The following is a 25,098-nucleotide window of genomic DNA, read 5'->3' as shown; positions in this document are numbered from 1 at the left end:
AATAGCAGAATTATTGAGAACAATTTACGCAGGTGCGTGCTTGCGGCATAATAAGAATGCGCCCCAATGGAATTGGCTTTTTACATTTTATACAGCGGCCAAAATCATCGTCATTAACTTTCGTTAATGCAAATTTTAATTTCTCCAGCTTTTCTTTTGCCTTACGCAAAGTGGCTTCGGTAACACTCTTGTTGTTTATGGCATCCATTCTGGATATTCGGCCAATTGCATTCTCCGGCTCAATTGGTTTCGTAAGCTCGGTATATTCCTGAATAAGTTTTTCCGTTTTTTCAATTTCGGAAGTGATTTGAACTTTTATTTCAACCTTATTCAGTTCGGCCATAACAACAATAGCGTATTACGAAAACAGCGAATCGACAAACTCGCGACGACGGAAAATTTGCAGATGCTCCATTTTCTCACCAATACCAATGTATTTTACAGGAATTTTAAACTGATCGGAAATGCCAATCACCACACCGCCTTTAGCAGTTCCGTCGAGCTTGGTTAACGCCAGTGCCGTTACTTCGGTGGCTTTTGTAAACTGTTTTGCCTGCTCGAATGCGTTTTGCCCGGTAGATCCGTCCAAAACAAGTAAAACTTCATCCGGAGCGTCGGGAACAATCTTCTGCATAACTTTTTTAATCTTACTCAGCTCGTTCATTAAACCAACTTTATTGTGCAGTCGGCCGGCAGTATCAATAATTACCACATCGGCGTTGCTGGCTTTTGCCGATGCCAAAGTATCGTAAGCTACCGATGCAGGGTCTGAACCCATTTTTTGTTTTACAATAGAAACATCTACCCTTTCGGCCCAAACCTCCAATTGCTCAATTGCAGCCGCCCTAAACGTATCTGCAGCTCCCAATACAACCGATTTTCCGGCTTGTTTAAAATTGTATGCTAATTTACCAATGGTAGTGGTTTTTCCAACACCGTTAACACCAACAACCATAATTACATAAGGCCCGTCTTTTTTAGGAAGATCAAAATCTGAAACATCGGTGGTATTATTTTCCTCTAATAAATCAGATATCTCATCTTTAAGAATGGTATTCAGTTCGCTAACACCCATGTATTTATCGCGAGAAACACGCTCTTCAATACGTTCAATGATTTTAAGCGTTGTATCAACTCCTACGTCTGATGTAATAAGTACCTCTTCCAGATTATCCAGAACTTCGTCGTCAACTTTCGATTTTCCAACAACCGCACGACTCAGTTTCTTAAAAACACTTTCTTTTGTTTTCGACAAGCCCTCGTCAAGACTCTCTTTCTTTTTTCTGCTAAAACTTCCGAATATGGCCATATAAAAATAATTTGCAGGTCCTAAAATAGTACAAAATTTGGTTACAGTAAATTTGTGGTACAAAAAATACCAAATCGTTCATATAAACAAAAAAAGCTTTCATCTTACATGAAAGCTTTTCCTGTTATACATTATATTTTCTTATTTTTTAAAATAAGTTTTAACGTCGTCGTTTGGCACCATTTCTTCTTTAAAAGCGTATGCTCCGGTTTTCTCCGACTTAATCATTTTGATTACTTTCGCATAACCTTTACCGGCACCTTTCTGTAGTGATGCTACTGCTTTCTTTGCCATGTCTTATTTATTTAATTTCTTTATGTACTGTTACTTTCTTAAGAATAGGATTGTATTTTTTCAATTCCATACGATCCGGAGTATTCTTTCTGTTCTTTGTAGTAATATACCTTGAAGTACCTGGCACACCACTATCTTTATGCTCTGTGCATTCTAATATCACCTGCACTCTGTTACCTTTTTTTGCCATCGCTTAAGATCTTTTAAAATTTATCAATAAAACCTTTTTCCTGCGCCTCGGCTAAAGCAGATTTAATGCCTTTTTTATTAATGGTACGCATACCGGCAGCAGATACTGTTAGTTGCACCCAACGATCTTCGTGGGGCATATAAAATTTCTTTTTAAACAGGTTTACATCGAACTTTCTTTTAGTTCTTCTCTTAGAGTGAGAAACATTGTTACCCACCATTGCTCTTTTACCTGTTATTTGACAAACTCGTGACATTTCTTTTTAATTTCTTGATGTTCAAAATAAACACATTACTAAAAACGGAGTGCAAAGAAAATACTTTTTTAGAAAATAATCAAGCAGTTACCCTAATTTTTGCAAAAACAATTAACAATACAGTGTTAATACTCAGGAAAAAACGAGTTTTCTGCTCAATCGCCTGCAAATATATGCTATTTTTCGACAGCTTGATAAGAATATTGAAGCAATATTAATTTTTCTGAAAACCGATGAATAACAGCGTATTTTATGATTAATTCACTCCGGTTAATTCCCTGTAGAAACTTAATGAACAATAGTTTTCGAATCAAAAAGCCATATAAAAACAAAAGGTCCGGAATTAACCCCGAACCTTTCACTTTTTATCTAAAAAATCTCTTATAAACTTTGCTCACATGCTGCCAATACTTTTTTAGCATTTGCATTATTAGGATCAAGCTCTAAAGCTTTTTTCAAGAACGGAATAGCTTGTTCAAAGCTTTTCTTACCTGCTGCTACTGCATTTTTGTATTCATCATCCAAAGTTGTGATACTTCCTGAGTTAACACTTTCGGTTGCACTTTTAATAGTTGCAGCTCCCTCCTGGTACTTGTCATAGCCTTGAGAGAAATAAACCTTGGCAATGTTTTCAACCAGTTCGGCTTTATTTGCCTCGCTAACAGCTACTCCTTCAACAGACGATTTTCCTTCAGCAACCAAAGCTTCAGCTGCTTTTTTCAACGAAGCACTTTTATATTTTTCGGCTTTGTCGTAATTAAAATCGTTTTGTGAAATCGCAAAACAATTTGCCGCAGCCACAAAGTCTTCGCTTTTATAGCTTTTAATTCCTTCGTTATAGAAAATCTTACCTGCTTGCTCTTCAATTCCCTCACTTGGATAATCGGCAATAGCAGCTTTATAAAGCTCAATTGCTTTATCGTACTCTTTGCTATCAACTGCATCCGATGCTTTACTTTTTGCAACAGCCGGGCGCAACTGACCAAGTACTGCGTTAATATTTTCTACATTCTGTCCATGATCAGGAACGGCTAATACAGATTCAAATAATTTAATAGCCTTTTCAAAATCCTTGCTTTCAACAGCGGCATTTGCCTGCGTCATTAATTCACTGGCGTCCTGGGCAAATGTCATTACTGAAATAAACACCATCACCATTAATAATACTACTCTTTTCATTTTTCAACTACTTTTTGATATTTTATAATTCAGTTTAATTTTTCTCTAAATTTCGTCGATGAGCCCCAAAAATAGTAATTCTGAATTAAAAACCTAAAATACAGCAATTAAGATTCCCAACTCATTTTACACATTCCAGCAAAAACAAAAACAGTACCATTTATAAATGGTATTATTTTTTAACGACTTACGGGTTGAGCAGATCCGGATTCCAGAAGTTCAATATATTTTTAATCAGGTGAAGATTATTTGCCGCCTCAGTGTTCGCGGGGTCAATATCCAACACACGGTTAAAAGCATTAATGGCTTTGCCCCAGTTCTGATATTTTTGTTCAATTTTTCCTTTCAGCAGAAAATATCGTACGGTATTTTGTTCTTCAAGCTCTTCAAAACGATTTTTCGCCTCTTCTGCTTTTTCGGTTTTTAACAAATCTTCAATTACTTTCAGGCTGTTTTCAATCTTTGCGTTCTCCATTTCTATTTCTCTCCCCTACTTACTGAAATAACACCTTTTACCTTTTTAAGTTTATGAATAAGAAATTCGAGGTGATCGAGATTATAAACCGAAATCTGCAATATTCCTTCGAAATTGCCTTTATCGCTCGAAATATTTATCGAGCGCATTTGTGTGCCTACATCTTTTGCAATAATGTGCGTAATCTCTGAAATGATGCCAACTTCATCCGTTCCGGATATATGCAATGATGTTAAAAATGAACTGTTGCTGGTATTGTCTTTCCAAACGGTTTTTATAATTCGGTAAGGAAAACGCTCTTTCATTTGAGGCGCATTCGGGCAAGTGGCACGGTGAATTTTTATACCATCATTTATGGTAACAAACCCAAATATTCGGTCGCCAAAAACCGGATTACAGCATTTTGCCAGCTTATAGTTTACGTTTTTCAGGTTGTTGTCGATGATCAGAAAATCTTCGCCTCCATCATACGTAAGATTTTTCGCTTCGCTGGTGGGCAACAGTTCTTCAATTGTCTTTTTCGCCGTGTCTGCTTCCTCTTCTTTTTCAATAAACAGCGATTTTACTTCAAGCGTATCGATTTTACCATTGGCTACTTCATAGTAAAAATCAACTGCCAGTTTAAAACCAAAATGTTTTAGAATTTTACGTATTGCATCGTCGTTTAAATCCAGTTTCCAGTTTTTAAACTTGCGCAACAACATTTCGCGACCATCACTCGCCTGGCGATTACGATCTTCGTTTAAACTCGTCTTAACCCGGTTTCTCGCTTTTGACGTAACCACAAAATCCAACCAGTCGAGTTTGGGTTTCTGGTTATTTGACGTGTCAATTTCAATTTGATCGCCGTTTTTTAGCTTATGTTTTAAAGTAACTTTTTTACCATTTATTTTTCCGCCAACACAGGTATCGCCAATGCGCGAATGAATTTCGTAAGCAAAATCCAGCACTGTAGCACCCGATGGCATTTTTTTGAGGTCGCCTTTTGGCGTGAAAACAAATATCTCGTCGCTGTATATATCGGTATTGAAATGATCGATAAAGTCAACCGCATTTAATCCCGGATTTTCAAGAATTTCGCGAATTCCGGCCAACCATGAGTCAAAATTCGATTCCTTGCCACCTTTGTATTTCCAGTGAGCTGCCAAACCTTTTTCGGCAACCTCGTCCATTCTTTTGGTTCTGATTTGTATTTCAACCCATTTTTTATGCGGCCCCATTACCGTTGTATGCAGCGACTCGTATCCGTTTGATTTTGGAATGGTTATCCAATCGCGCAAGCGGTTTGGGTTGGTCTGATACTCCTCGGTAACAAACGAATAAGCTGTCCAGCAATCGGCCTTTTCATTTTCCGGCTCCGAGTCAAGAATCACACGAATTGCAAACAGGTCCATCACCTCGTCGAACGAAACATTCTTTTTACGCATTTTAGTATTTATCGACGAAATAGACTTTGTGCGCGCTTTCATCGAAAACTTCAATCCACGCTGCTGCAACTTTTTCTCAATGGGTTTTACAAATTCGGCTACAAAGTTGGCTCGCTCGCGTTCGGTTTCTTTTAAGCGGTTTACTACGTAATAGTACTCATCCGGCTTTTGAATTTCCAGGCAAATGTCCTGCATCTCGGAGTTTATATTGTACAAACCAAGCCGGTGTGCTAAAGGGGCGTATAAATACTGTGTTTCGTTGGCCAGTTTAAGCTGATTGTCCCTGCTGTATACTTCAAGGTTACGCATTACCTGCAGGCGGTCGGCAATTTTTACCAATATTACACGTACATCGCCGGCCAGTGCCAGCATTAGTTTTCGGTAGTTTTCCGAGTGCAGATCAATGGTATCGGTTCCCAAGGCATTGATCTTTGCCATGCCCTCCAGAATAGAACTAATATGCGCACCAAACTTTTCACCAATTTCTTCCTGAGTTACTTTTTCCTTTAACCCGGCGTACATAACGTTGTGTAAGAGGCCTGTAATTACCGAGTCGGGCTCGAGACCAATTTCCATAGCAATTATAGAGGCCACTTCAAGCGAATGGCTTAAAATCACTTCGTCGTGCGAAAAGCGGGTTTCACCAAGAACATTTTGGGCGAACTCAAAAGCATTCTCAAGTTTCAGAAACGATGCATCGTCCCACGTTAACTGGCAAAACTCCTTTAAGTGGTCGTATCTGGTATATATTTGTTCTCTGGGTTCCATGGTGTAAAAATAAAAAAGGCTGCACTTCCCGCAGCCTTTTAATTCTATATTTTGATCCTAATTTTATTGAGCTGCAGCAGTAGTATCAACAAAGGTACGATTACGCATTTCGCGATCCAGCATAAAAATACCGTTACCCTGTCCGTTGATAAGTTTTAAGGTGTCAAGAATTTCTGTAACGTTTGCTTCTTCTTCAACCTGCTCATCAACAAACCAGCGTAAGAAACTTTGTGTTGCATGGTCTCTTTCATCAACGGCAACATCAACCAACTTGTCTATTAAACTGGTAACCAACTGCTCATGTTCCAGTGTTTTCTCAAACACATCGATAACACCTTCCCATGTTGTTGGCATTTGGTCAATGGCTTTTAACTCCACTTTACCTCCACGCTCTACAACGTAATTGAAAAACTTATTGGCATGCGTCAGCTCTTCCTGGTACTGTACATACATCCAGTTGGCAAATCCCGGCAGCCCTTTATCGTTAAAATAGGCTGACATTGAGAGGTATAATAATGATGAATATTGTTCTGCGTTTATCTGCTCATTTAACGCATTTAGTACTTTTTCTTTCAACATGATCTACTTGTTTAATGATTTTGTGCTTAAAAGTAGAAAAAACAGTAGAAAGATAAAAAAGAAAGATCCGAAAACGGATCTTTCTTAACGAATTAAAAATCGAATGTTGTCAGAGAAAATTTTCACGTTAGTTGTGATACCGGATTTAATGGTGGCTTTATTCGATCTTCAATTTCAAGGTTTAATAAAAAATAAGGGTATCTTAATTACTTCGTTAGTACTGTATTGTAAAATTAAGTGGTTAAAATAAGCAAGGCAATAAGCATTTTAAGCAAACAATACAGAATACGCGGTTTTACTAGCCTGAAAAGAGATAAGCAAACATTTAAGGGAACAATCTGAACTACTTCTATTAAAAATTTGTAACCCACACAAAACACAAAAACCACTATCGACTAAATATCAACAATTTAAGCAAAGTAATATTCATCGTCACAACCAAGTTAAGCATTATCCACACCACAAAACAACCTTCCTATTTCACGTATTTTTTTTTGGTTGAAACTGAAATACTTTTGAGTTAGCAACTGAAAGAAAATAACCGCTATACCTGTCAAACATGACAAACAACATACTCTTTATAAATCCACATTATTAACAACTAAAATTTTAAATTATGAAAAAATTAGGATTTTTATTTGTCTTTATGGCGTTAGCAGGCTTAACGTTTGCTCAAAATGCAGTAGTCGACCAAACCAACGAAAGCGGCACTTCTGTGCAGGCAGCCGTTACACAAACCGGAACAAACACAGCTACGGTTACACAAAGCAGTGTTTTAAACGTTAACAATGTTAACACTATAAGTGCTACGGTTAATCAAACAAATACACCGGGAGGAGTGGCAAACAGCGTTACTATTAACCAAAGCATTACAGATGATGATGACTCCGATGGAAGCATTTTATCGGCTGATGCTACCCAGGAAGGTGAAGACAACAGCATCAGACAAACTCAGGAAAACAATGGAAATGATTTTCTTGACCGATTTGTATCCCGGGTTTTCACAGCTTCGCAAACTGGGAATTCAAACCTTATTGAACAATCATCTACTGATGGTGACCAGGGATCGGTTGAGTTTACAGCAACTCAGGTTGGAGATGAGAATACTGCAACACAAACAACTTTAATGGCAGGTGGTTCTTCGTACGACGGAGACCAAACACCTTTTGCTACGGGTGTAATTCTTCAGGAAGGAAATTTAAACCAGGCAACACAGATAATGCAAAGTCTTGATGCCGATGGCAACATTTACCAGAATGGTAGTTCAAATACTGGCACCCAGTTTTTTGGTAATTTAAGCAAAGAAAACTATGCCGATATTGATCAATTCGGGGAAGCAAATGAAGCACACCAGACATTTTCATCAGGTAATAGCACCGCAATTTCTACTTTAACTGCTTTTCAAAACGGTCAAGGCAACCAGTCAGAGCAGACTGTAACTGTTGGAAACGACAATACAGGATATGTTGAGCAGACAGGTAATTATGGCGATGCTTTTCAAACCTTTACAGGAGACGACAACAACGCTTCAGTTGATCAGTCTGGTTATATGAATGTTGCAACCCAAGATCTGATAGGAGATATGAATAACGCCACAATTGAACAAGTAGGTGGCTCGGAAAATTCGGCAACACAAAAAATGGAAGGTCACAATGACAATGCAACAATTCAACAACTAAATAACTTTTACGGGTCGTACAACACAGCTTCACAAACATTTACTAGTACAAGTGGAGACAACACTGCCAGTATATTACAAAATGGATTAGGAGGAGCTACTCCTCCAAATACAGCCACACAATATGTTGAAGGTACTTCAAACAATTTATCAATCACACAGACAGCTGAAAGCTGGTATAGTGATGCAACACAAAATGTTTTGGGTGCAGAAAGTTCGAACAACACACTAACTATTAATCAAAATTGGGGAGACGACAACAATGCGTTACAAACGGTAAGCGGAAGCTCAAACACTGTATACGGCGAACAACACGGAGTTTGGTATGGCAATGGAGAAAACCTGACTCAAACCATTACAGGTGATTTAAACGATATTAGCGTAATTCAATATGAAGACAATGATTTTGCTTCCCAAACAGTAACCGGCAATGGCAATACCCTAAAAACAGTACAGAATGGTGAAAACGCCAGTGCTGTAATGCTTGTTATTGGCGACAACAACGTTGCTTCGCTCGAGCAAAACGGATCTGTTGCTTCGGCCGACATTTATCAGGAAGGAGAATTAAACGTTGTACAGGGTTTGTCGGGTGCCGAATTTGCTATTGGTAACGGAACATTGGACATCGATCAGTTTGGAACAGGCAATATTGTCAATATAGGGCAAACTGCTTTCGGCGCCAGCGCTACCGTCAATCAGTCGGGAGCAGGAAACGTTGCAACGGTTAATCAATATTAACACTATTTTGGCGGGGAGGACAATTCTTGAAACAAAAAAGAGGCAGCTTATTAGTTGCCTCTTTTTGTGTTAACGAGTATTGTATTATTTAATTACCAGTCAACTTTTAAACATTCAACATATGGTTCTTTCCAAACATAAATACGGCTTCCATAATATTGCCACAATCAGTCTTCTGAATAATATTCGAACGATGTTTTTCTACGGTTCGCTCAGATATTCCCAGGCGCTCAGCAATTTGTTTAATGGGCACTCCGGTTGCCGACAATTGTAGTACCTGCCGTTCGCGAGCTGTTATAACATTCGGATCAAGATATTTTACGCTATTTTTAGTATTAAGGTAATTCACTTCTGCCAATTGCTCTTTATCTTTTAAAGGAATAACAACCCCTATAATTTTTGATGAAGACCCACGTTTTTTTACAAGCGAAAAATATAGGTTGAAATACTCATTCTCCCGTCCATGAATTCTAATTCTGTTTAAGCGGCAATCCTTAGTTAATCCATTCATAAATCGCGATAATTTTAATTCATCTTCATAACCGGTGTTAAGAGCAAAAACCTCGCTTAACAAATAATTACCGTTTTTTTTGGTGGCAAAGTTTGCCAGTTTATCAAACGTTTCGTTGGTTTGAGTAATACACTTATCATCGGCAACAAATACACCATAAGGAATCATCCGGCAAATTGAATCGAATTTTATGGCGCCATAAGCCTTTCGCTCCATATTCTTAATTAATTGTTTTTGAACAATGTTTAATATTCGTTCCTGATCGAATGGCGGAAAAATAAAACTATCAATACCCAATTCAACAGCAACAAAAAACTCATTTTTGCGAAATTGATTAAAGATTATAATAAACGGAATTTCGTTTTTTAATATCTCATTATCGAGAATATTGTAAACCTGGAAACCATTTAATTCATTTACATCGTAGAAACAGATAATTAAATCAGGGAGCTCTTTCATTAACTTTTGAATAGCTATTTCGATATTACTAACAAATGTGACGTGATAGTTTTCTTTTGCCAGTACATCAATAAACATTTTACTTGATGCTTCCGATTCGCCAATCAGAAGCAGATTACTTTGGGTAGTTTTCATTTTAAATCCTCATTTTTTATCCGATAGCAAATTACAAAAACCAAAAAGATAATAAAATACGTAATTTCTCTATATTTAACTCATTAGCAACACAAAACACCCTAATATTGCGTAATTATTCCGGAAAAAATGTAGGGAACTACTAATGCCCTTCACTTTGCCTTAAACCAATTACATCGCACGCTAATTATCACTTTGTGTTCTAAAACTCCAGGTTGGGCTATTCGCCACCCGGTTTCCTTCGTATTTAGCAACAACATACCAGTAGTAGGTTGTATTATTCTCCAGCATGGAAACAATTACTTCCTTATCAGAAAGGTTTTCTCCAGCCGTTTTTTGTGTTGTTGAATTTGCCTGAAAATAATAGACGTTATATTCCAGATCTTTGCCGCTATCTTCCTGATCGACCTTCCATTGCATTGTTAAGGAGGTGTTTTGATCAACAGCGCCATTTCCCGGCACGGGGTCGTAAAAGGTTACCCAGCCGATATCATTCTCATCTTTTAAAAGAAAGAAAGTAAGGGCGGTTGTTTCCTTGTCGTATACTGCTACGCTTACCGTACTGCTCAAATAATTCTTTTTGCGGGCAGTAACGGCAAGTTCACCTTCTGCAACCTTATTAAACTCAAATACACCATCCATATTTGTAATTGTTGAGCTGCTGGCCGGATTAGTGACTATCTGAACTCCGTTTAGTGGATCGTAAGTTTCTCCATCAAGTATCTGGCCACGGATTGCACCGAACCTGTCAATGTCCAATTTTTCTTCTTCGCATGCCAACAAAAGCATTGCTATAAAAAGAATTAGTAAACAATTTATTTTGCTCATTTATTTCGTTTTTAATTTTTACCCAAATAATATTTCAAACCCAGTTTAAAACCCCAAATATGGTCGTTAAACTGTCCGGCTATTTCACCGTCGTACCTATCGGAGAATAGTTGGATTACATATACTTTCCCAATTGCTGCCAACCTGTTGCCAAATAAATATTCTACCCCTGCCCGATAAGAAATGTAAGGGATCAACCTCTCATCAGACAAACCAACATTCGAATCAAAGTCATAATACGTGCCCCCTCCCACACCAAACAAAGGCGAGAATTTCCCTTTCGGATTTAGCAAATACATCAGACTTATGTCGGCATAATATTCTTCTGAAGTCATTAAATCTTCGATAAATATGCGTTGATACCCAACATCGGTTTCAAGAAAGAAATTCTTATGCAATGCATATCCCAGTTCCCACGTAGCTCCCGGACGAATGTAACTCGTAGAATAATCGCCGGCATAAAATTGTGCGGTTCCCAATATGGACATGAACATTTTTCCTCTCAGATGCTGTTCAAATGGCCGGCCCATATGGTCAATATCTACCCTGTCCTCTTTTTCGGCCATATAATTCTGTATTTGTTCGTCCTTTATTTCTTCCTGATTTTCAAGACTCCATAAATTATCCAAAACACCTTCGATTATAAGGCTGTGAACAGCTTTTTCAATGGCTTCGGTAACAGCCAGTTCGGTTGGTTCGTTATAAGTGTAACCGGTTTCGGCTTCCAGCAAACGCTTGTATTTAACATACCGGAAAACACCCATCGAAACTTCCTGCGACAGAATGGATTTTGTTGTGTATATCGTTTTTAGAATTTTTCCATTACTGGTAGAAACAGCACGTAAATAGATGCTCACACGGTCTTCGCGGTATTGTGCCGATGCATCCGTTCCAAAATAGCGAACTCCAGCCCCGCCGGTGTAAACATTTGTTTCGTACGAAACGATTCCTCCTTCGAGCAAAACACCTGCAAATAAAAGCGGCGGCAACAATACTCCATTATTACCTTCGTATTGCTCACGGCTCGATCGAATTATTTTTCGCTCATTCAGCAAATTGCTGATATTCTCTCTTTCAATGGGTACAAACCAGCCCGATTCTTCCAATGCACGTACAAGAATATTGGTAGCTCCTTGGGTAACAGCTGTCGACCAGTTGGCGCCAACTTCAGATGCTTTGTACTGCCCGGTCTGATCTCTGAATTTATAAACAGCAACCACTATGGGCTCTTTTGGCTGAGGCAGATCGAGCAATTCCTTTTTCACCGGAGTTTCAGGGCCCAGCTGTGCTTCCCGTTCTTCTCCCAATGGTTGATAGAAATAAGGACTGCAGCCTGCAATTACAGATGCAACTACGCAGAACTTTAGTGTTCTGAAAATCAGTCTTTGAAGTTTTAACATTTCAATCATATCTGCTTCAGAAATAAGGTACTTCTACCGATGTTGTAGCGCCGGTTGAATTATCAACAATTGATATGTTTAAACCGGTACCGCCATTTCCAATTTCGATTTGATAATCGCCAAGAACATAGGTTCCTTCATCTAAAGCATCTTCGCCAAACTGACGACTCACAATCTGCCTCGACAATTGACTAAGTATCTGCCGGTTAAGACTTTCCGTAAAATTATTTACCGGATCGGAATTATAATAGCTACTGTACGAGCTACTTTCATCTGCAGGAGCCTCGTAGGTATCTTGTGCCTGGGCCGAACTTAACAGCCAACTATAATTGTAAGGACTTCCGCCAAAAGCCGGATTTTTAGGAGTATAAACAAAATCCTGCGCATAAGAACAAGTGACGCCCATTGTAAAAACGCCTAACAGAGTTAATATTTTTTTTCTCATAACATATAGTTTTGGTTAAAAGATGCCCGAGCCTGCACGGTCGGCACCTTCCAGTTGTTTTAAAATAGCTTCATAGTTTTGCAGGTATACCTGCGTGCGTGCAACGGCTTGCTGAGCAAGGGTTTCGACAATGTCGCGCCGCGGTTGCAGGAAAGATTGAAAAACAAGTGTTTCGTTTATTCTAACCTGAATTTGAGTTGTAGTTAAACGGTAAGGTTTTTCACTTACAAAAATTGAATAGTTTTTTACATTTACCGGAGCCTCCCAATCGCGATAAAATAAGTCGTAAAAATCCCGGCCGCTTTTGGTTTTGGTTTCATCGAACAACAACCCATCAATCTCTAAATCAGCATCTTTACCTACCTTTTTAGCTTTCTCTTCGGTAATCTCCTTTAGTAATTGTTTTAAATCATCAGGAGCTTCTTTTATTTGTTTTGAAGCCTTAATCGAATCGGTTTGGGCACTACAAACGCCAAAACAAACAGGTATCAGGAGTATAGAAAGAAGTAGTTTCATATTATTGTGCAGGGAAATAAAAATCGCTGTGTTTCAGGATTAAACTCATTCCTCCGGTTTGGGTAACTTTTATTCCGGGCATCAGAGAATGATCAAGTATCAATTCGAGGGTATTATCTGCACCGATTTGTGTTGCATCAACGGTTTTGGGTAAATGCTCTGTCCATGAGCCCCCAATACCCATTAAGGCAATTTCCATGGTATTGTCGTCTCCAATTTGGTTAAGCAAATTCGATTTAGGAAGTATTCCTTCGTTATTGATAAACGAATTAATGGTATTCCTGTTCCCTTTCTGATATACTTCGGTGGCCGTAAGCGAGCCAATCGACCATGTATTTGCCTGGTTGTTTACTCCATTCTGAATAAGAAGTGTTGAATGTCCGGATCCATACTGAGTTATTCCTGCCTGATTTTCAGTTTGAAGCTGTAGAGAAAATATGGTGTTGTTTAACAAACCAACTTGCTCCTGATTTACAACTATCGTATTTACATTGCCCACCTGACCAATGATACTTGTGCTATTCAACAGCATTTCATTATCGATAACGCCAACCTGTATGAGCTCAATTAAATGCTCAACCAGGTTATCCTGTGCTTTAACATTTGTAAAACAACTGGCGAACAAAATCAGATAGAATATTTTCCTTAGCATAGCTTTTTTATTTGTGGGTAAAGACCAAAAACACTACAACTAAAATTACCACAATCAAAAGGATCGATCAATAGTTAGTGTATACGTGTTTTCTGCAGCTTTATACTTTATTTTTGATGGTAAACTCCGGAATATAGCCGCGAGGACCATTACATTTCATCTGTATCTGAAGTCAGAAAATTGCCACTATCTGATACTTCCTTTAGATATATTCTTTACAAAAATCCATACCGCATGGTAACATTTTACCTGGTATAGATTTAACGGAGGTCGATTTTCAATAATTCTTCCTGGGTATAAATTCAACAAATTACCTTCAAGTTATCCGGCACTTGTTTTAATTAAACTTTCGCTTAGGGATGCTAATCATTTAATCACGATTCAAATGTAAATGATGATAAGATTTTTCACAATACGTAAATACCTCCATCTAATAGGTCGGGTACGCAATATTACGTACCATACAGTTTCTGATTTATGCCATACACCTTACCAATGGCTTCAATAATATTCATCGAATTGGTTTTTCTCATGATATTCGAGCGGTGTTTCTCCACCGTTCGTTGCGAAATTCCCAACTCAGAAGCAATTAGTTTAATTGGTGTACCTTTTCCCGATATTCTTAAAATATCATATTCTCTCGAGGTTAACACAAAATCAGTTGTTCGTTCCTTTTTACTTTCAGTTAACACATTCCTATTTTTGCCAGAACAGGGCAAATCGGCATTATTTAGCTGAACCTCGATCTGTATTAGCAAGCGGTTAACTACAAAATTCGAAATGTTGGAAATGTACAAATTTGCAACATGTTCCTTATCTCCTTTCAACTGCACATTCGAAACTGTACAATCGTGTGTAAGGCCTTTTAAACACATACAAAATTGTTTTTTCTGCTCATGAGATTCTCTAAAATGAAAGAGTTCTTTTAATCCCGGAAGGCTCAAACTTTTGTCAAAACCCATTAGCTGATAAAAAGCCGGATTGGCTCGTTCAATGCTGCCAGTTTCGCATATCAGCATTCCAATTGGCGAGGCAACAAAAAGCTTTTCGAAAGTGGAGCGCTCAATTGCTTTTAGCCTATCTATTTTTTCGAACAGCAATTTTAGTTTTGTAACTATACGCTTTTCAACTAGTGGCTTAAAAATAAAATTATCGATTCCCAGCTCCAGCCCCATCAGTATTTCTTCCGAATCATAATTTTCAACAATTACAACATAGGGAGTGATACAATTTAATGTGGTCTTTCGCAATAAATTGTACGCCTGATAAGCCGTGTAGTCCATTAAATTATGACTGCAAATAATCAGATCGGGAGAATACTCAATAACTTTTTGAATGGCTGCCTGAATCGTCACAGCTCGTTGTACACGATAATTATGTGTTTTCAAGATACTGCTAAACTGCCTGAATAATTCATCATCGGACATGTTGAGCAGAATCAACTTTTCTTGTTGCAGATGGTTCATCGCTATTATGTATTGTAAAGGTGACAACTAAGTTAAGATAATTCCCAATAAATGACACAGTTAAATGACATTTTTTAAAACTAAAGACCAAAATACCCCAAGAACAAACCAATTATATTTGTTATACTGAAGTTCGGAAATGAGACAATTTACGCCAAACTGTTTTTCTCTTAGTTCTCATGGTTCTTTCCGGCACTTTATAGTTCTTTCAGTTTGCTCAAACAAATTTCATGAGATAATTGGGTCCACCAGTTTTATAAAAATTGAAGCGAACCAATCATTCCTTATCTGTCATTAGTCCAAATAAAAGTAACGAAACCCGCAATTAACAAATACTTTACAAATCTATTCGAACCTCAGATTATAATATTCGAATCATAGTCGGGGGAATTATATTTCTATATTTGCGCACCTGAAATTATTAGCCGATTTTAAAATCCGATAAAACATGAAAAATATCAAGTACGTATCGCCGGAAGAAGCTGTAAAGGTTATAAAAACCGGAGACAGAGTCCATTTAAGTAGTGTTGCAGTAACTCCTCACACCTTAATTAAACCAATGGTTGAGAGAGGTCGCAACAAAGAGTTCCACAATGTTACTATTCAGCATATCCATGTCGAAGGTCAGGTTGAATATGCCAATCCTGAATTCGAAGGAATCTTTCATTCTGAACAATTTTTTGTTGGCGGAAACCTGAGAAAACAAACTCAGGCCGGTTACGCCGACTACATTCCAATTTTCCTGAGCGAAACCCAGCGTTTAATGCGCAGAGGTTATTTAAAAGTAAATGTTGCCATGATTATGGTGTCAGTCCCTGACAAACATGGTTTCGTTTCATTAGGTACCTCGGTTGATGCAACCCGCGCCGCTATTGAAAATGCCGATACGGTAATTGCAGCTGTAAACCCAAATGTTCCAAGAGCTTGGGGTGATGCAATGATGCATATTGATGAGATTGATATTTTCGTTGAAGACGACATTCCATTGTATGTTCATGATCCTGCTCCACTTACGGACATGGACATTAAAATTGGAAAAAATGTTGCCGAATTAGTTGAAGATGGTGCTTGTTTACAAATGGGTATCGGAGGTATTCCAAATGCAGTATTGGCTCAATTGGGTAACCACAAAGACCTTGGAGTACACACCGAAATGTTTGCCGACGGAATTCTTCCTTTGGTTGAAAAAGGTGTTATTACCGGTAAGAAGAAAAAAACAGATCCGGGTAAGATGGTAGCATCTTTCCTGATGGGCTCACAAGCTCTTTATGATTTTGTTGACGACAACCCACGTGTTGCCATGATGGACGTTGCACACACCAACCACGTGGCAAACATTCGTAAGAACGATAAGGTAACAGCAATTAACTCTGCACTGGCAATCGACTTAACCGGTCAGGTTTGTGCCGACTCAATTGGTATCACGCACTACTCAGGCGTTGGAGGCCAAATCGACTTTATCCGTGGTGCTGGTCACTCTAAAAAAGGTAAACCAATTATTGCACTCCCATCGGTAACGAATAAAGGTATTTCAAAAATTAGCCCAACCTTACTTTCAGGATCAGGCGTTGTAACTACTCGTGCAAACATGCATTGGGTGGTAACTGAGTATGGTGCTGTAAACTTATATGGAAAAACACTTCAGGAAAGAGCAAAACTTCTGATTTCTATCGCTCACCCTGACCATCAGGAATCTTTAGACAAAGCATCGTTTGAACGGTTCGGTCCACATTACCATTATGTGAGGGGTGAATAAAAGACATATGTTTAAAGAAGCAGACTTAAGGTCTGCTTTTTTTATGACTATTATCATCAACCATTCTATCATTTCGTTCGAATATTAACTAATTCTAAAATCGTGATGCCAAACAATCAGGTTTTCGGTTTTTCATGAATAGGGAATTGTAAGAAGCATAACTTTGTTGGAGTTTAAAAATTTGACTATTAATATTTTATAACCATTCTAAATAAGCAGAAATAGAAACAATTAATGCCTGAACAAACTGTACTAACTGGTTCAAAATCTGCTTATTTTCAAGAATACAATTTTTTACAAGATGAACATTTCACATATAGAACACATCGGGATCGCAGTGAATAGTTTAGAAGAAGCTATTCCATACTACGAAGAGATGCTGGGTCTAAAATGCTATGCCGTTGAAGAAGTGGCAGACCAAAAAGTAAAAACCGCCTTCTTCCAGGTTGGCGACACTAAAATCGAGTTATTGGAATCAACCAGTCCTGACGGACCAATTGGCAAATTCCTGGAGAAAAAAGGTCAGGGCGTACACCACCTTGCTTTTGCTGTTGACAATGTTAACGATTCGTTGAATGAACTGGGAGAAAAAGGCGTTCAGCTAATCGACAAAACAGCGCGCAAAGGGGCCGAAGGATTAAACATTGGTTTCCTTCATCCAAAAGCTACCATGGGCGTATTAACCGAAATTTGTGGAAAAGAGTAAAACACACTTCTAATAACCGATTTTATGAGCAACCAGGATAAAATTAAAAAGTTAATCGACCTAAGAGCAGAAGCTAAGCTGGGTGGCGGATTGAAAAGAATTGAAGCACAGCACAAAAAAGGCAAATTTACTGCTCGCGAAAGAATCGAACTTCTGCTTGATGAAGGAAGTTTCGAAGAATTTGACATGTTTGTTACCCACCGCTGTACAAACTTCGGATTGGAAAAAACCAAATTTTTGGGCGATGGTGTTGTTACCGGTCACGGAACGATCGACGGACGTGTAGTTTACGTTTTCTCACAAGACTTTACCGTATTCGGTGGATCATTATCAGAAACCTTTGCACAGAAAATTTGCAAGGTAATGGATATGGCCATGAAAGTTGGCGCACCGGTAATTGGTATCAACGACTCGGGTGGTGCACGTATTCAGGAAGGTGTTAACTCGCTTTCGGGTTATGCTGAAATTTTCGAGCGTAACATTTTGGCATCAGGAGTTATTCCACAAATCTCAGCTATTTTCGGACCATGTGCCGGTGGTGCAGTTTACTCTCCTGCCCTAACCGACTTTATCATGATGACCGAGCAAAACTCGTACATGTTTGTAACCGGACCTAAAGTTGTTAAAACGGTAACCGGCGAAGACATTTCAGTTGAAGACCTTGGTGGAGGTAAAGTTCATGCATCTAAATCAGGTGTTGCACAATTTCTGGTTGAAAACGAGCAGGAAGGTATTTCGATCTTGCGTAAACTTATCAGCTACCTGCCTCAAAATAACCTTGAAGATCCGATTGTTACCGACAGTTCAGATCCTATTGATCGTTTGGACGATGTATTGAATGAAATCATTCCTGACAATCCGAACCAGCCTTACGACGTTAAAGATGTAATTCACACTATTGTTGATTATGGCGAGTTCCTCGAAATTCACCGTAACTACGCGAAGAATATCGTTGTTGGTTTTGCCAAATTCGACGGACAGCCTGTTGGTATTGTTGCTAACCAGCCAAACTACCTGGCAGGTGTGCTTGATATTGATGCTTCGGTAAAAGCAGCTCGTTTTGTACGTTTTTGCGATTCATTTAATATTCCAATCATTACACTTGTTGATGTTCCCGGATTCTTACCAGGAAGTCGTCAGGAGTACGGCGGAATTATTACTCACGGAGCAAAATTGATGTTTGCTTACGGCGAAGCTACTGTTCCAAAAATCACTATTACACTGCGTAAATCATACGGTGGTGCACACGACGTAATGTCGAGTAAACAATTGCGTGGCGACCTTAACTATGCCTGGCCAACTGCTGAGATTGCCGTTATGGGTGCTGCCGGTGCTGTTGAAGTACTTCACGGAAGAAAATTACGCGATATTGAAGACGCTGAAGAGCGTGCTAAATTTATTTCCGACCACGAAGAGGAATACAAAGAGAAGTTTGCTAATCCTTATCAGGCTGCATCTTTTGGTTACATCGACGATGTTATCGAGCCTCGTAACACAAGGTTCAGAATTATTCGCGGATTACAAAGCCTTGCTACTAAGAAACTGGTTAATCCACCGAAGAAGCATTCAAACATCCCACTTTAAAAACAGAACAAATTATGGAACCATTATCAATTCTATTAGCCAGTTCTGTTCAGTTTGGGTACACTGTTGCAATCGTTGGATTCTGCATCGTTTTCACTGCGCTTACCTGTTTGGTTATTGTGTTTACCAATGCTCCAAAGTTGATTAACATGAAATTCAACAAGGAGAAGTTAAAAAGGAATAAAACCAAAGGGCAGGCAGAAGACAAGAAAGACGAAGATTACATTGAAGGTAACGTAACTGCAGCAATCAGTTTAGCCCTGCACATGTACTTTAACGAACTGCACGACGAAGAGAGTAACATCGTTACCATTAAAAAGGTGAAGAAGTCGTACTCTCCATGGAGTTCTAAAATTTACAGTGTACAAAACAACTGGCCGCGATAAATAATTCTGATTAGAAAGTGTAAAAAAAGAATACAATGAAAAAATATAAATTCACAATCAGTGGTACGGAATATGATGTTCATTTAAAAGACATTGAAGACAATGTTGCAGAAGTGGATGTAAACGGAACCATATACGAAGTTCAAATTCATGGAGAAGTAAAAACTTCGAAAACGCCGAAACTGATTCGGAAACCGGTTGAGCAAATGCCGGGAGAAGGACAGATCAAAAAATCAGCATCAACTGGTAAACACAAAGTAACTGCTCCACTACCGGGCACAATTCTTAAAATTAATGTGTCGGTTGGCGACGTGGTAACTGAAGGCCAAAACCTGATGGTTATGGAAGCCATGAAAATGGAAAACCAGGTACAAACCACAAAAGGCGGAGAAGTTACAGCCATTAAAGTTAATGTGGGCGACAGCGTGTTGCAAGATGATCTGTTAATAGAAATTGCTTAAACAATACATTGCTGACATGAGAAAAATAGTTCAATTATTATTCGTATTGATTTTTCTTGCGCCTTCAGTATTTGCTGCCGGTCAGCCGGAAAAACTCAGCGATGTAATTACAAAGGGGAAATGGATAAATCATTCCGACGGATATGTGCCAATTCCTACTTATAAAGAAGGAGAACCTGATCAGAAAGAGGACCCTGTTACCGTAAAACGTTACAAAACATTTACGTTTGAAACCGACGGGGGATTTCTTCTTGACTCAGCAAAACAACGTTACTCAGGGCGTTACGAAGTTATTGGAGACCAGGTTGAATTACACTTCAACACTGTGCCTATTACCGAGTTGCGTACCAACAAAGATCCAAACCAACAGGGAGGTTATACCGTAACGACAAACCAGGTTAAACTGCCAAACCGTGTGCTGAAAATTAACGCCGATGGCAACCTGTCGGGAGACGGATATGTTTACAAACGTTACAGCGGAGCGGTAGCCGGATTATTTAACTTCTACGAATTTTCGGGATTTGCCAACATAGCCTGGGGAAACATCATTATGATGATTGTAGGATTTATATTCCTGTACCTGGCTATTAAGTACGATTTCGAGCCAATGCTTCTGATTCCAATCGGATTTGGTATTTTAATTGGTAACATTCCGATGTTCCAGGTGGCCGACTTTAACCTGAAATTGGGTGTTTACGAGCCTGGCTCGGTACTTAACATTCTTTACCAGGGTGTGGTTCAGGGATGGTATCCTCCACTTATTTTCCTTGGGATTGGTGCAATGACCGACTTCTCGTCGCTGATCTCGAATCCAAAACTGATGTTACTGGGTGCAGCCGCTCAAATCGGTATTTTCCTTACGTTCCTTGGAGCGATTTATTTAGGATTTGCCGCACCTGAAGCCGGAGCAATTGGTATTATTGGTGGTGCCGACGGCCCTACTGCGATTTTCATTTCGTCGAAACTGGCGAATGGATTGAACGTACTGCCCGACGGAACTACGGTGAAAAACCTGATTGGCCCAATTGCTATTGCAGCCTATTCGTACATGGCACTTGTGCCTGTAATTCAGCCGCCGGTAATCAAACTGATGACAACGAAAAGAGAACGCCGAATCAAAATGAAACCTCCACGTGCGGTTTCTAAAACGGAGAAAGTATTGTTCCCTATCATTGGTCTGATTCTGACGGCCTACATTGCACCATCGGCATTGCCACTTATTGGTATGTTGTTCTTTGGTAACTTGTTGAAAGAATCGGGTGTAACAAAACGTTTGGCAAACACTGCGGCTAACCCACTTATCGATGCCATTACAATTTTGCTTGGTATTACCGTGGGAGCTTCAACTCAAGCCGACGTATTCCTTACTCCGGCGTCAATCAAGATCTTCGGGCTTGGTGCAGCTTCATTCGTAATTGCAACAGCAGGTGGTGTTGCAGGTGCTAAAATCATGAACCTGTTCCTGAAAAAAGAGAACAAGATCAATCCAATGATTGGAGCAGCAGGTGTATCTGCTGTACCTGATAGCGCAAGGGTTGTTCAAGGTATGGGATTAAAAGAAGACCCAACCAACCACTTGTTAATGCACGCTATGGCACCAAACGTTTCGGGTGTAATTGGCTCGGCAGTAGCAGCAGGTATTTTGTTGAGTTTCTTAATGTAAGAAATACTGCTTACGATATATAAAAAAAGGATTTCTGCTTCAGAAATCCTTTTTTTTTGTTCATTCAAATGCCCATCGTTCGCTCGGATCGCCGGGCATAGAAACTGTTTTCCACGAAAACTTGAATACCCGCGGTTCAACCAAACGCTCAAAATCGGCATAGCTCATTTTAATCATCTCGGTGTGAGAGCCTGCGTTAAATGCAATTTCTTCATCTTCAGCAAGCGTTTCGGCCACAAAAACCTCCATGTCGTAAAGATTGCCAAATGGCGGCATCGCTCCTATTTCGCAGTCGGGGAAAAAACGTTGAAATTCAGCTTCAGTCGCCAAATTAACATGTGGTGTTCCGAAGATTTCTTTCAACAGTTCAAAATCAACCTGGTACGAAGCAGGAAGTACGGTCATTGCCAATTTACCATCAACATTTACAATTACAGTTTTTGCAAACTCTTTACCCGAAATGTGACTTTTTGCTGCAATTTCCTGAGCAGTAAAGGCGCTTGAATGTCTGATTACAATGTACTTTACATCGTTTTCATCAAGAAATGCTTTAAGTTTTTTTACCGGCATAACAACTTTAGTTTAACTCTTTAATCAGAAAATTTCTCGAAATTCAATAAGTACGATAGGTTCTTCTCAGTTTATTCTTACACCAATTACATACGACGGGTTTCGTTTTTTACGCAGTTTAAGAACATATGATTTCTGTTTTTCCTTAACAACTGGATTATATTGATTTATTTGAAATCAGCCATCGAACAATTAATTCATTTATTCGATTAATTCTTGTATTAACCTTTTCATCTTTCAAAATAGATAAAGCAAAATCCGACAAACACCAACCGCAAGAACCTTACATAGTTCATATACAGACACATACAACACACAAAATAACAAAATACTAGTATACAGATGTTTCATGAAAGACAGACACATGGTATACTTTCTAATCAATATTATGTACGGAAATAACTCAATTCGAAAAATATTAAAGGAGTAATTTGTATTCTATTTCCAAAATACACTAACTTGTTATTGCTTATCAAACAATCAGAATATGAAAGACACCAGATTCGTTAAAAGAATCCATCAGAATTGTTTGATCTCCACAACCTGCAAAATGCAAAACAATACTCCCGGGAAATTTATTCCGGAAACTTCACTGTGCTTTTTAAAACATCGTAATAATTCTAACTAATTAAAAATTAACATTATGAAAAAGTTTGTCTTTTTAATCGTTTTAATGCTGTTATGCACAGTTTCTCTTTTTGCACAGGAAGAAGATCAACCACTTTACATTCTTATGGAGTTTATGTCTGTTTCTGACGATATGAACGGGGACTATCAGGAAGTAGAACAATTTTGGTCAAAGATTCACCAGCAACGTGTTGCAGACAATAATATTATAGGTTGGGACCTGTGGGCAATGAATCCCGGTGGTACAGAACAGGGATCTCAGTATTTTACCGTTACATTATTCTCGAGCATGGCAGCCATGTTTGAAGGTATTCCGGGCGGTAAATTTGATGAATATCTGCAAAATGCTTATCCCAATTTAAGCGACAAAGAACGGGATGAAATGATGGAAAAAACTCTAAAATCGCGCGATATGGCTCATCAGGTATATTGCAAAGAAATAAATACAACATCCGGGGATTTTGATATGGAACTTGGAACCGTTTTGGTTATGGATATCATGAAACAAGAGCACGACAGTTACGAAAAAGTTGAAAACGAAATATTTAAACCCTGGCACCAACAAATGGTTGACGAAGGGAAAAAAGGTGCATGGGGATTATTGCGGGTTATACTCCCGGCAGGAAGTCAGGCGGTTGGAACGCATATAACATACAGCATGTATAAAGATTATAGTCAGCTTGCCAACTTTTGGGAAGGAGATAATGGAGATATGGATTTAACCACTTCATTGGCGGTTCAGAAAGCATTAAAAACAAGGGATTGGCGCGGTGTTGAAATGGCCCGTCTTGTAATGAAAGTTCGATAAATTAGGAGAATCATGAGCAATTTAGATCTGTTAAAAGAAGGGTATAAACTATTTGCTGAAGGTAATATTGAAGGTGTTCTTGCACTTTGGGATGAGAAAATTGTGTGGCACGAGTGCAAAGGTTTTCCATTTATAGACGGCGATGGAACTTTTGTAGGAGCCGAAGCTATTGTACAGAGTGTACTTTCCAAAATACCAGATAATTACGATGAATTCAATATTGAAATTCACGATTTTATAGATGGAGGTGATAAAATAGTTATGGAAGGTTATTATACCGGTGTATGGAAAGCTACAGGCAAACGTTTTAAAGCCAATGCTACTCATACCTGGACATTTAAAAACGGGAAACCATCTGTATTCTTTCAGGCTGTTGATACAGCAACGATTATCAATCCGTAGAATCTTTTAGGATCACACTTTTAACTATGAAAACATCAACTAAATAAAACACCCCTGAATTTAGCACTACATTAAATTTCCTATATTCCAATTTAAGAAGTCAGGCTTTTGCAAGTCTGGCTTTTCTCTTTTATTGTATTTTAGAAACAGTGAGCGGAATTAAACAACCACTTGGTTAAGCTGTTAAACGATAAATAAATAAATATTGAATTTATGAAGATAGTAGTTATTGGAGGGCAAGGCACAATTGGAAGCGCCGTAGCCAACCATTTTAAGAAAAAGCACGAGGTAATAACTGCCAGCCGAAATAACGGCGATGTGCTGGTGAATATGGAAAATTCGGAATCGATAAAGAACATGTTTGAGCAGATCGGTAAAGTTGATGCCATTGTAAATTGCGCCGGAGCTACAAAATGGGGGCCTTTTGCCGAACTCTCGGAAGAGGACTTTTATGTTGGATTAAGAGGCAAACTAATGGGCCAGGTAAACATTGTTCGGATTGGCAGACACTACCTCAATGAAGGAGGATCGATTACTTTAACAACAGGCGTTTTGGCCGACGATCCGGTGTACGGAGCAACCAACTCGGCCATGGCAAATAATGCCATCCATGGTTTTGTGCTTGCTGTTTCGCAGGAGCACCGAAATGAATTTCGTTTAAATGTGGTTTCGCCCGAACTGGTTGAAGACTCTGCCGAACGACTTGGAAATGCATTCCCGGGGCACACTCCTGTTTCGATGCAGAAAGTAGCCAAAGGCTATGAGCGAAGCGTAGAAGGCCTGCGAACCGGAGAGATCATTCGCGTTTACGAATAGCATTGCAAACGAAA

Annotated in this window: 27 protein-coding genes; 10 read left to right on the top strand and 17 right to left on the bottom strand. The window is 38.9% G+C overall.

Translation table 11 applies throughout. The features are described from left to right. Nucleotides 1-10: 10 nt before the first annotated feature. The 9 genes from LH29_RS22990 to LH29_RS22955 all read right to left on the bottom strand — a co-directional run bounded on the left by LH29_RS22990 (nucleotide 11) and on the right by LH29_RS22955 (nucleotide 6,477). On the bottom strand, nucleotides 11-343 hold the full coding sequence (locus LH29_RS22990; protein WP_045033735.1) for a TraR/DksA family transcriptional regulator: 333 nt from the start codon (nucleotides 341-343) through the stop codon (nucleotides 11-13). A 15-nt stretch (nucleotides 344-358) separates the two neighbouring features. After that, nucleotides 359-1,309 (bottom strand): signal recognition particle-docking protein FtsY, encoded by a 951-nt coding sequence (gene ftsY, locus LH29_RS22985; RefSeq protein WP_045033771.1) that lies wholly within the window; start codon nucleotides 1,307-1,309, stop codon nucleotides 359-361. 141 nt (nucleotides 1,310-1,450) lie between these two features. Beyond that, the gene (locus tag LH29_RS24415) at nucleotides 1,451-1,603 is read right to left on the bottom strand and encodes a DUF4295 domain-containing protein (protein ID WP_074780824.1); all 153 of its coding nucleotides are present in this window, start codon (nucleotides 1,601-1,603) and stop codon (nucleotides 1,451-1,453) included. A 7-nt stretch (nucleotides 1,604-1,610) separates the two neighbouring features. Beyond that, entirely contained in the window at nucleotides 1,611-1,793 is a 183-nt protein-coding gene (rpmG, locus tag LH29_RS22980) for a 50S ribosomal protein L33 (protein WP_045033733.1), read from the bottom strand. A gap of 13 nt (nucleotides 1,794-1,806) precedes the next feature. Further along, nucleotides 1,807-2,049, bottom strand: coding sequence for a 50S ribosomal protein L28 (gene rpmB, locus LH29_RS22975; RefSeq protein ID WP_038561818.1), 243 nt, complete (start codon nucleotides 2,047-2,049; stop codon nucleotides 1,807-1,809). Nucleotides 2,050-2,430: 381 nt separating this feature from the next. Further along, nucleotides 2,431-3,228 carry a tetratricopeptide repeat protein gene (locus LH29_RS22970; RefSeq protein WP_157493809.1) on the bottom strand — a complete coding sequence of 266 codons (798 nt, stop codon included), beginning with the start codon at nucleotides 3,226-3,228 and terminating at the stop codon, nucleotides 2,431-2,433. A 187-nt stretch (nucleotides 3,229-3,415) separates the two neighbouring features. Continuing rightward, complete coding sequence (locus LH29_RS22965) at nucleotides 3,416-3,703, bottom strand: tetratricopeptide repeat protein (protein ID WP_045033729.1); 288 nt, start codon at nucleotides 3,701-3,703, stop codon at nucleotides 3,416-3,418. A 2-nt stretch (nucleotides 3,704-3,705) separates the two neighbouring features. Then, nucleotides 3,706-5,898 carry a RelA/SpoT family protein gene (locus LH29_RS22960; protein ID WP_045033727.1) on the bottom strand — a complete coding sequence of 731 codons (2,193 nt, stop codon included), beginning with the start codon at nucleotides 5,896-5,898 and terminating at the stop codon, nucleotides 3,706-3,708. A gap of 63 nt (nucleotides 5,899-5,961) precedes the next feature. After that, nucleotides 5,962-6,477: a ferritin gene (locus LH29_RS22955; protein WP_045033725.1), complete on the bottom strand. Its 516-nt coding sequence runs from the start codon at nucleotides 6,475-6,477 to the stop codon at nucleotides 5,962-5,964. Nucleotides 6,478-7,093: 616 nt separating this feature from the next. On the opposite strand from LH29_RS22955, the gene LH29_RS22950 reads away from it, so the two are divergent. Beyond that, nucleotides 7,094-8,893 carry a hypothetical protein gene (locus LH29_RS22950; RefSeq protein ID WP_045033724.1) on the top strand — a complete coding sequence of 600 codons (1,800 nt, stop codon included), beginning with the start codon at nucleotides 7,094-7,096 and terminating at the stop codon, nucleotides 8,891-8,893. A gap of 106 nt (nucleotides 8,894-8,999) precedes the next feature. Here the strand turns inward: LH29_RS22950 and LH29_RS22945 are convergent, their stop codons facing one another. The 7 genes from LH29_RS22945 to LH29_RS22915 form a co-directional block, all read right to left on the bottom strand. After that, the gene (locus LH29_RS22945) at nucleotides 9,000-9,998 is read right to left on the bottom strand and encodes a LuxR C-terminal-related transcriptional regulator (RefSeq protein ID WP_045033723.1); all 999 of its coding nucleotides are present in this window, start codon (nucleotides 9,996-9,998) and stop codon (nucleotides 9,000-9,002) included. Between the two features lie 183 nt (nucleotides 9,999-10,181). Further along, nucleotides 10,182-10,826, bottom strand: a complete 645-nt coding sequence (locus LH29_RS22940) for a carboxypeptidase-like regulatory domain-containing protein (RefSeq protein ID WP_082063916.1) — start codon at nucleotides 10,824-10,826, stop codon at nucleotides 10,182-10,184. An 11-nt stretch (nucleotides 10,827-10,837) separates the two neighbouring features. Continuing rightward, on the bottom strand, nucleotides 10,838-12,226 hold the full coding sequence (locus LH29_RS22935; RefSeq protein ID WP_045033769.1) for a CsgG/HfaB family protein: 1,389 nt from the start codon (nucleotides 12,224-12,226) through the stop codon (nucleotides 10,838-10,840). A gap of 16 nt (nucleotides 12,227-12,242) precedes the next feature. Then, on the bottom strand, nucleotides 12,243-12,671 hold the full coding sequence (locus LH29_RS22930) for a curli production assembly/transport component CsgF (protein ID WP_045033721.1): 429 nt from the start codon (nucleotides 12,669-12,671) through the stop codon (nucleotides 12,243-12,245). Nucleotides 12,672-12,686: 15 nt separating this feature from the next. Then, a complete protein-coding gene (locus LH29_RS22925; protein ID WP_045033719.1) occupies nucleotides 12,687-13,187 on the bottom strand; it encodes a CsgE family curli-type amyloid fiber assembly protein in 501 nt (166 codons plus the stop codon). Between the two features lies 1 nt (nucleotide 13,188). Then, on the bottom strand, nucleotides 13,189-13,839 hold the full coding sequence (locus LH29_RS22920) for a hypothetical protein (RefSeq protein ID WP_045033718.1): 651 nt from the start codon (nucleotides 13,837-13,839) through the stop codon (nucleotides 13,189-13,191). Between the two features lie 452 nt (nucleotides 13,840-14,291). Further along, complete coding sequence (locus tag LH29_RS22915; RefSeq protein ID WP_045033717.1) at nucleotides 14,292-15,305, bottom strand: LuxR C-terminal-related transcriptional regulator; 1,014 nt, start codon at nucleotides 15,303-15,305, stop codon at nucleotides 14,292-14,294. A gap of 448 nt (nucleotides 15,306-15,753) precedes the next feature. Between LH29_RS22915 and LH29_RS22910 the strand changes: the two genes are divergently transcribed. The 6 genes from LH29_RS22910 to LH29_RS22885 all read left to right on the top strand — a co-directional run bounded on the left by LH29_RS22910 (nucleotide 15,754) and on the right by LH29_RS22885 (nucleotide 21,861). Further along, nucleotides 15,754-17,061: an acetyl-CoA hydrolase/transferase family protein gene (locus LH29_RS22910; protein WP_045033716.1), complete on the top strand. Its 1,308-nt coding sequence runs from the start codon at nucleotides 15,754-15,756 to the stop codon at nucleotides 17,059-17,061. A 301-nt stretch (nucleotides 17,062-17,362) separates the two neighbouring features. After that, the gene (mce, locus tag LH29_RS22905; protein WP_045033715.1) at nucleotides 17,363-17,767 is read left to right on the top strand and encodes a methylmalonyl-CoA epimerase; all 405 of its coding nucleotides are present in this window, start codon (nucleotides 17,363-17,365) and stop codon (nucleotides 17,765-17,767) included. A gap of 24 nt (nucleotides 17,768-17,791) precedes the next feature. Continuing rightward, nucleotides 17,792-19,351 (top strand): acyl-CoA carboxylase subunit beta, encoded by a 1,560-nt coding sequence (locus LH29_RS22900; RefSeq protein ID WP_045033714.1) that lies wholly within the window; start codon nucleotides 17,792-17,794, stop codon nucleotides 19,349-19,351. A 14-nt stretch (nucleotides 19,352-19,365) separates the two neighbouring features. Next, a complete protein-coding gene (locus LH29_RS24410; RefSeq protein ID WP_045033713.1) occupies nucleotides 19,366-19,737 on the top strand; it encodes an OadG family protein in 372 nt (123 codons plus the stop codon). 35 nt (nucleotides 19,738-19,772) lie between these two features. Next, nucleotides 19,773-20,198, top strand: coding sequence for a biotin/lipoyl-containing protein (locus LH29_RS22890; RefSeq protein ID WP_045033712.1), 426 nt, complete (start codon nucleotides 19,773-19,775; stop codon nucleotides 20,196-20,198). A gap of 16 nt (nucleotides 20,199-20,214) precedes the next feature. Further along, nucleotides 20,215-21,861 (top strand): sodium ion-translocating decarboxylase subunit beta, encoded by a 1,647-nt coding sequence (locus LH29_RS22885; RefSeq protein ID WP_232302877.1) that lies wholly within the window; start codon nucleotides 20,215-20,217, stop codon nucleotides 21,859-21,861. 60 nt (nucleotides 21,862-21,921) lie between these two features. Here the strand turns inward: LH29_RS22885 and LH29_RS22880 are convergent, their stop codons facing one another. Further along, nucleotides 21,922-22,431, bottom strand: coding sequence for an aminoacyl-tRNA deacylase (locus tag LH29_RS22880; RefSeq protein ID WP_045033711.1), 510 nt, complete (start codon nucleotides 22,429-22,431; stop codon nucleotides 21,922-21,924). Nucleotides 22,432-23,074: 643 nt separating this feature from the next. On the opposite strand from LH29_RS22880, the gene LH29_RS22875 reads away from it, so the two are divergent. The 3 genes from LH29_RS22875 (at nucleotide 23,075) to LH29_RS22865 (ending at nucleotide 25,084) form a co-directional block, all read left to right on the top strand. After that, a complete protein-coding gene (locus LH29_RS22875) occupies nucleotides 23,075-23,866 on the top strand; it encodes a hypothetical protein (protein ID WP_045033710.1) in 792 nt (263 codons plus the stop codon). Between the two features lie 12 nt (nucleotides 23,867-23,878). Continuing rightward, a complete protein-coding gene (locus LH29_RS22870; protein WP_045033709.1) occupies nucleotides 23,879-24,268 on the top strand; it encodes a nuclear transport factor 2 family protein in 390 nt (129 codons plus the stop codon). Nucleotides 24,269-24,481: 213 nt separating this feature from the next. Further along, the gene (locus LH29_RS22865) at nucleotides 24,482-25,084 is read left to right on the top strand and encodes a short chain dehydrogenase (RefSeq protein WP_045033708.1); all 603 of its coding nucleotides are present in this window, start codon (nucleotides 24,482-24,484) and stop codon (nucleotides 25,082-25,084) included. The last annotated feature ends 14 nt before the right edge of the window (nucleotides 25,085-25,098 follow it).

Origin of the sequence: Draconibacterium sediminis (assembly GCF_000949475.1) — a bacterium.
In the GTDB taxonomy this organism is placed as follows: domain Bacteria; phylum Bacteroidota; class Bacteroidia; order Bacteroidales; family Prolixibacteraceae; genus Draconibacterium; species Draconibacterium sediminis.
Note: the sequence above shows the minus strand (reverse complement) of the source record. Positions and strands in the feature narration are given on the sequence as shown.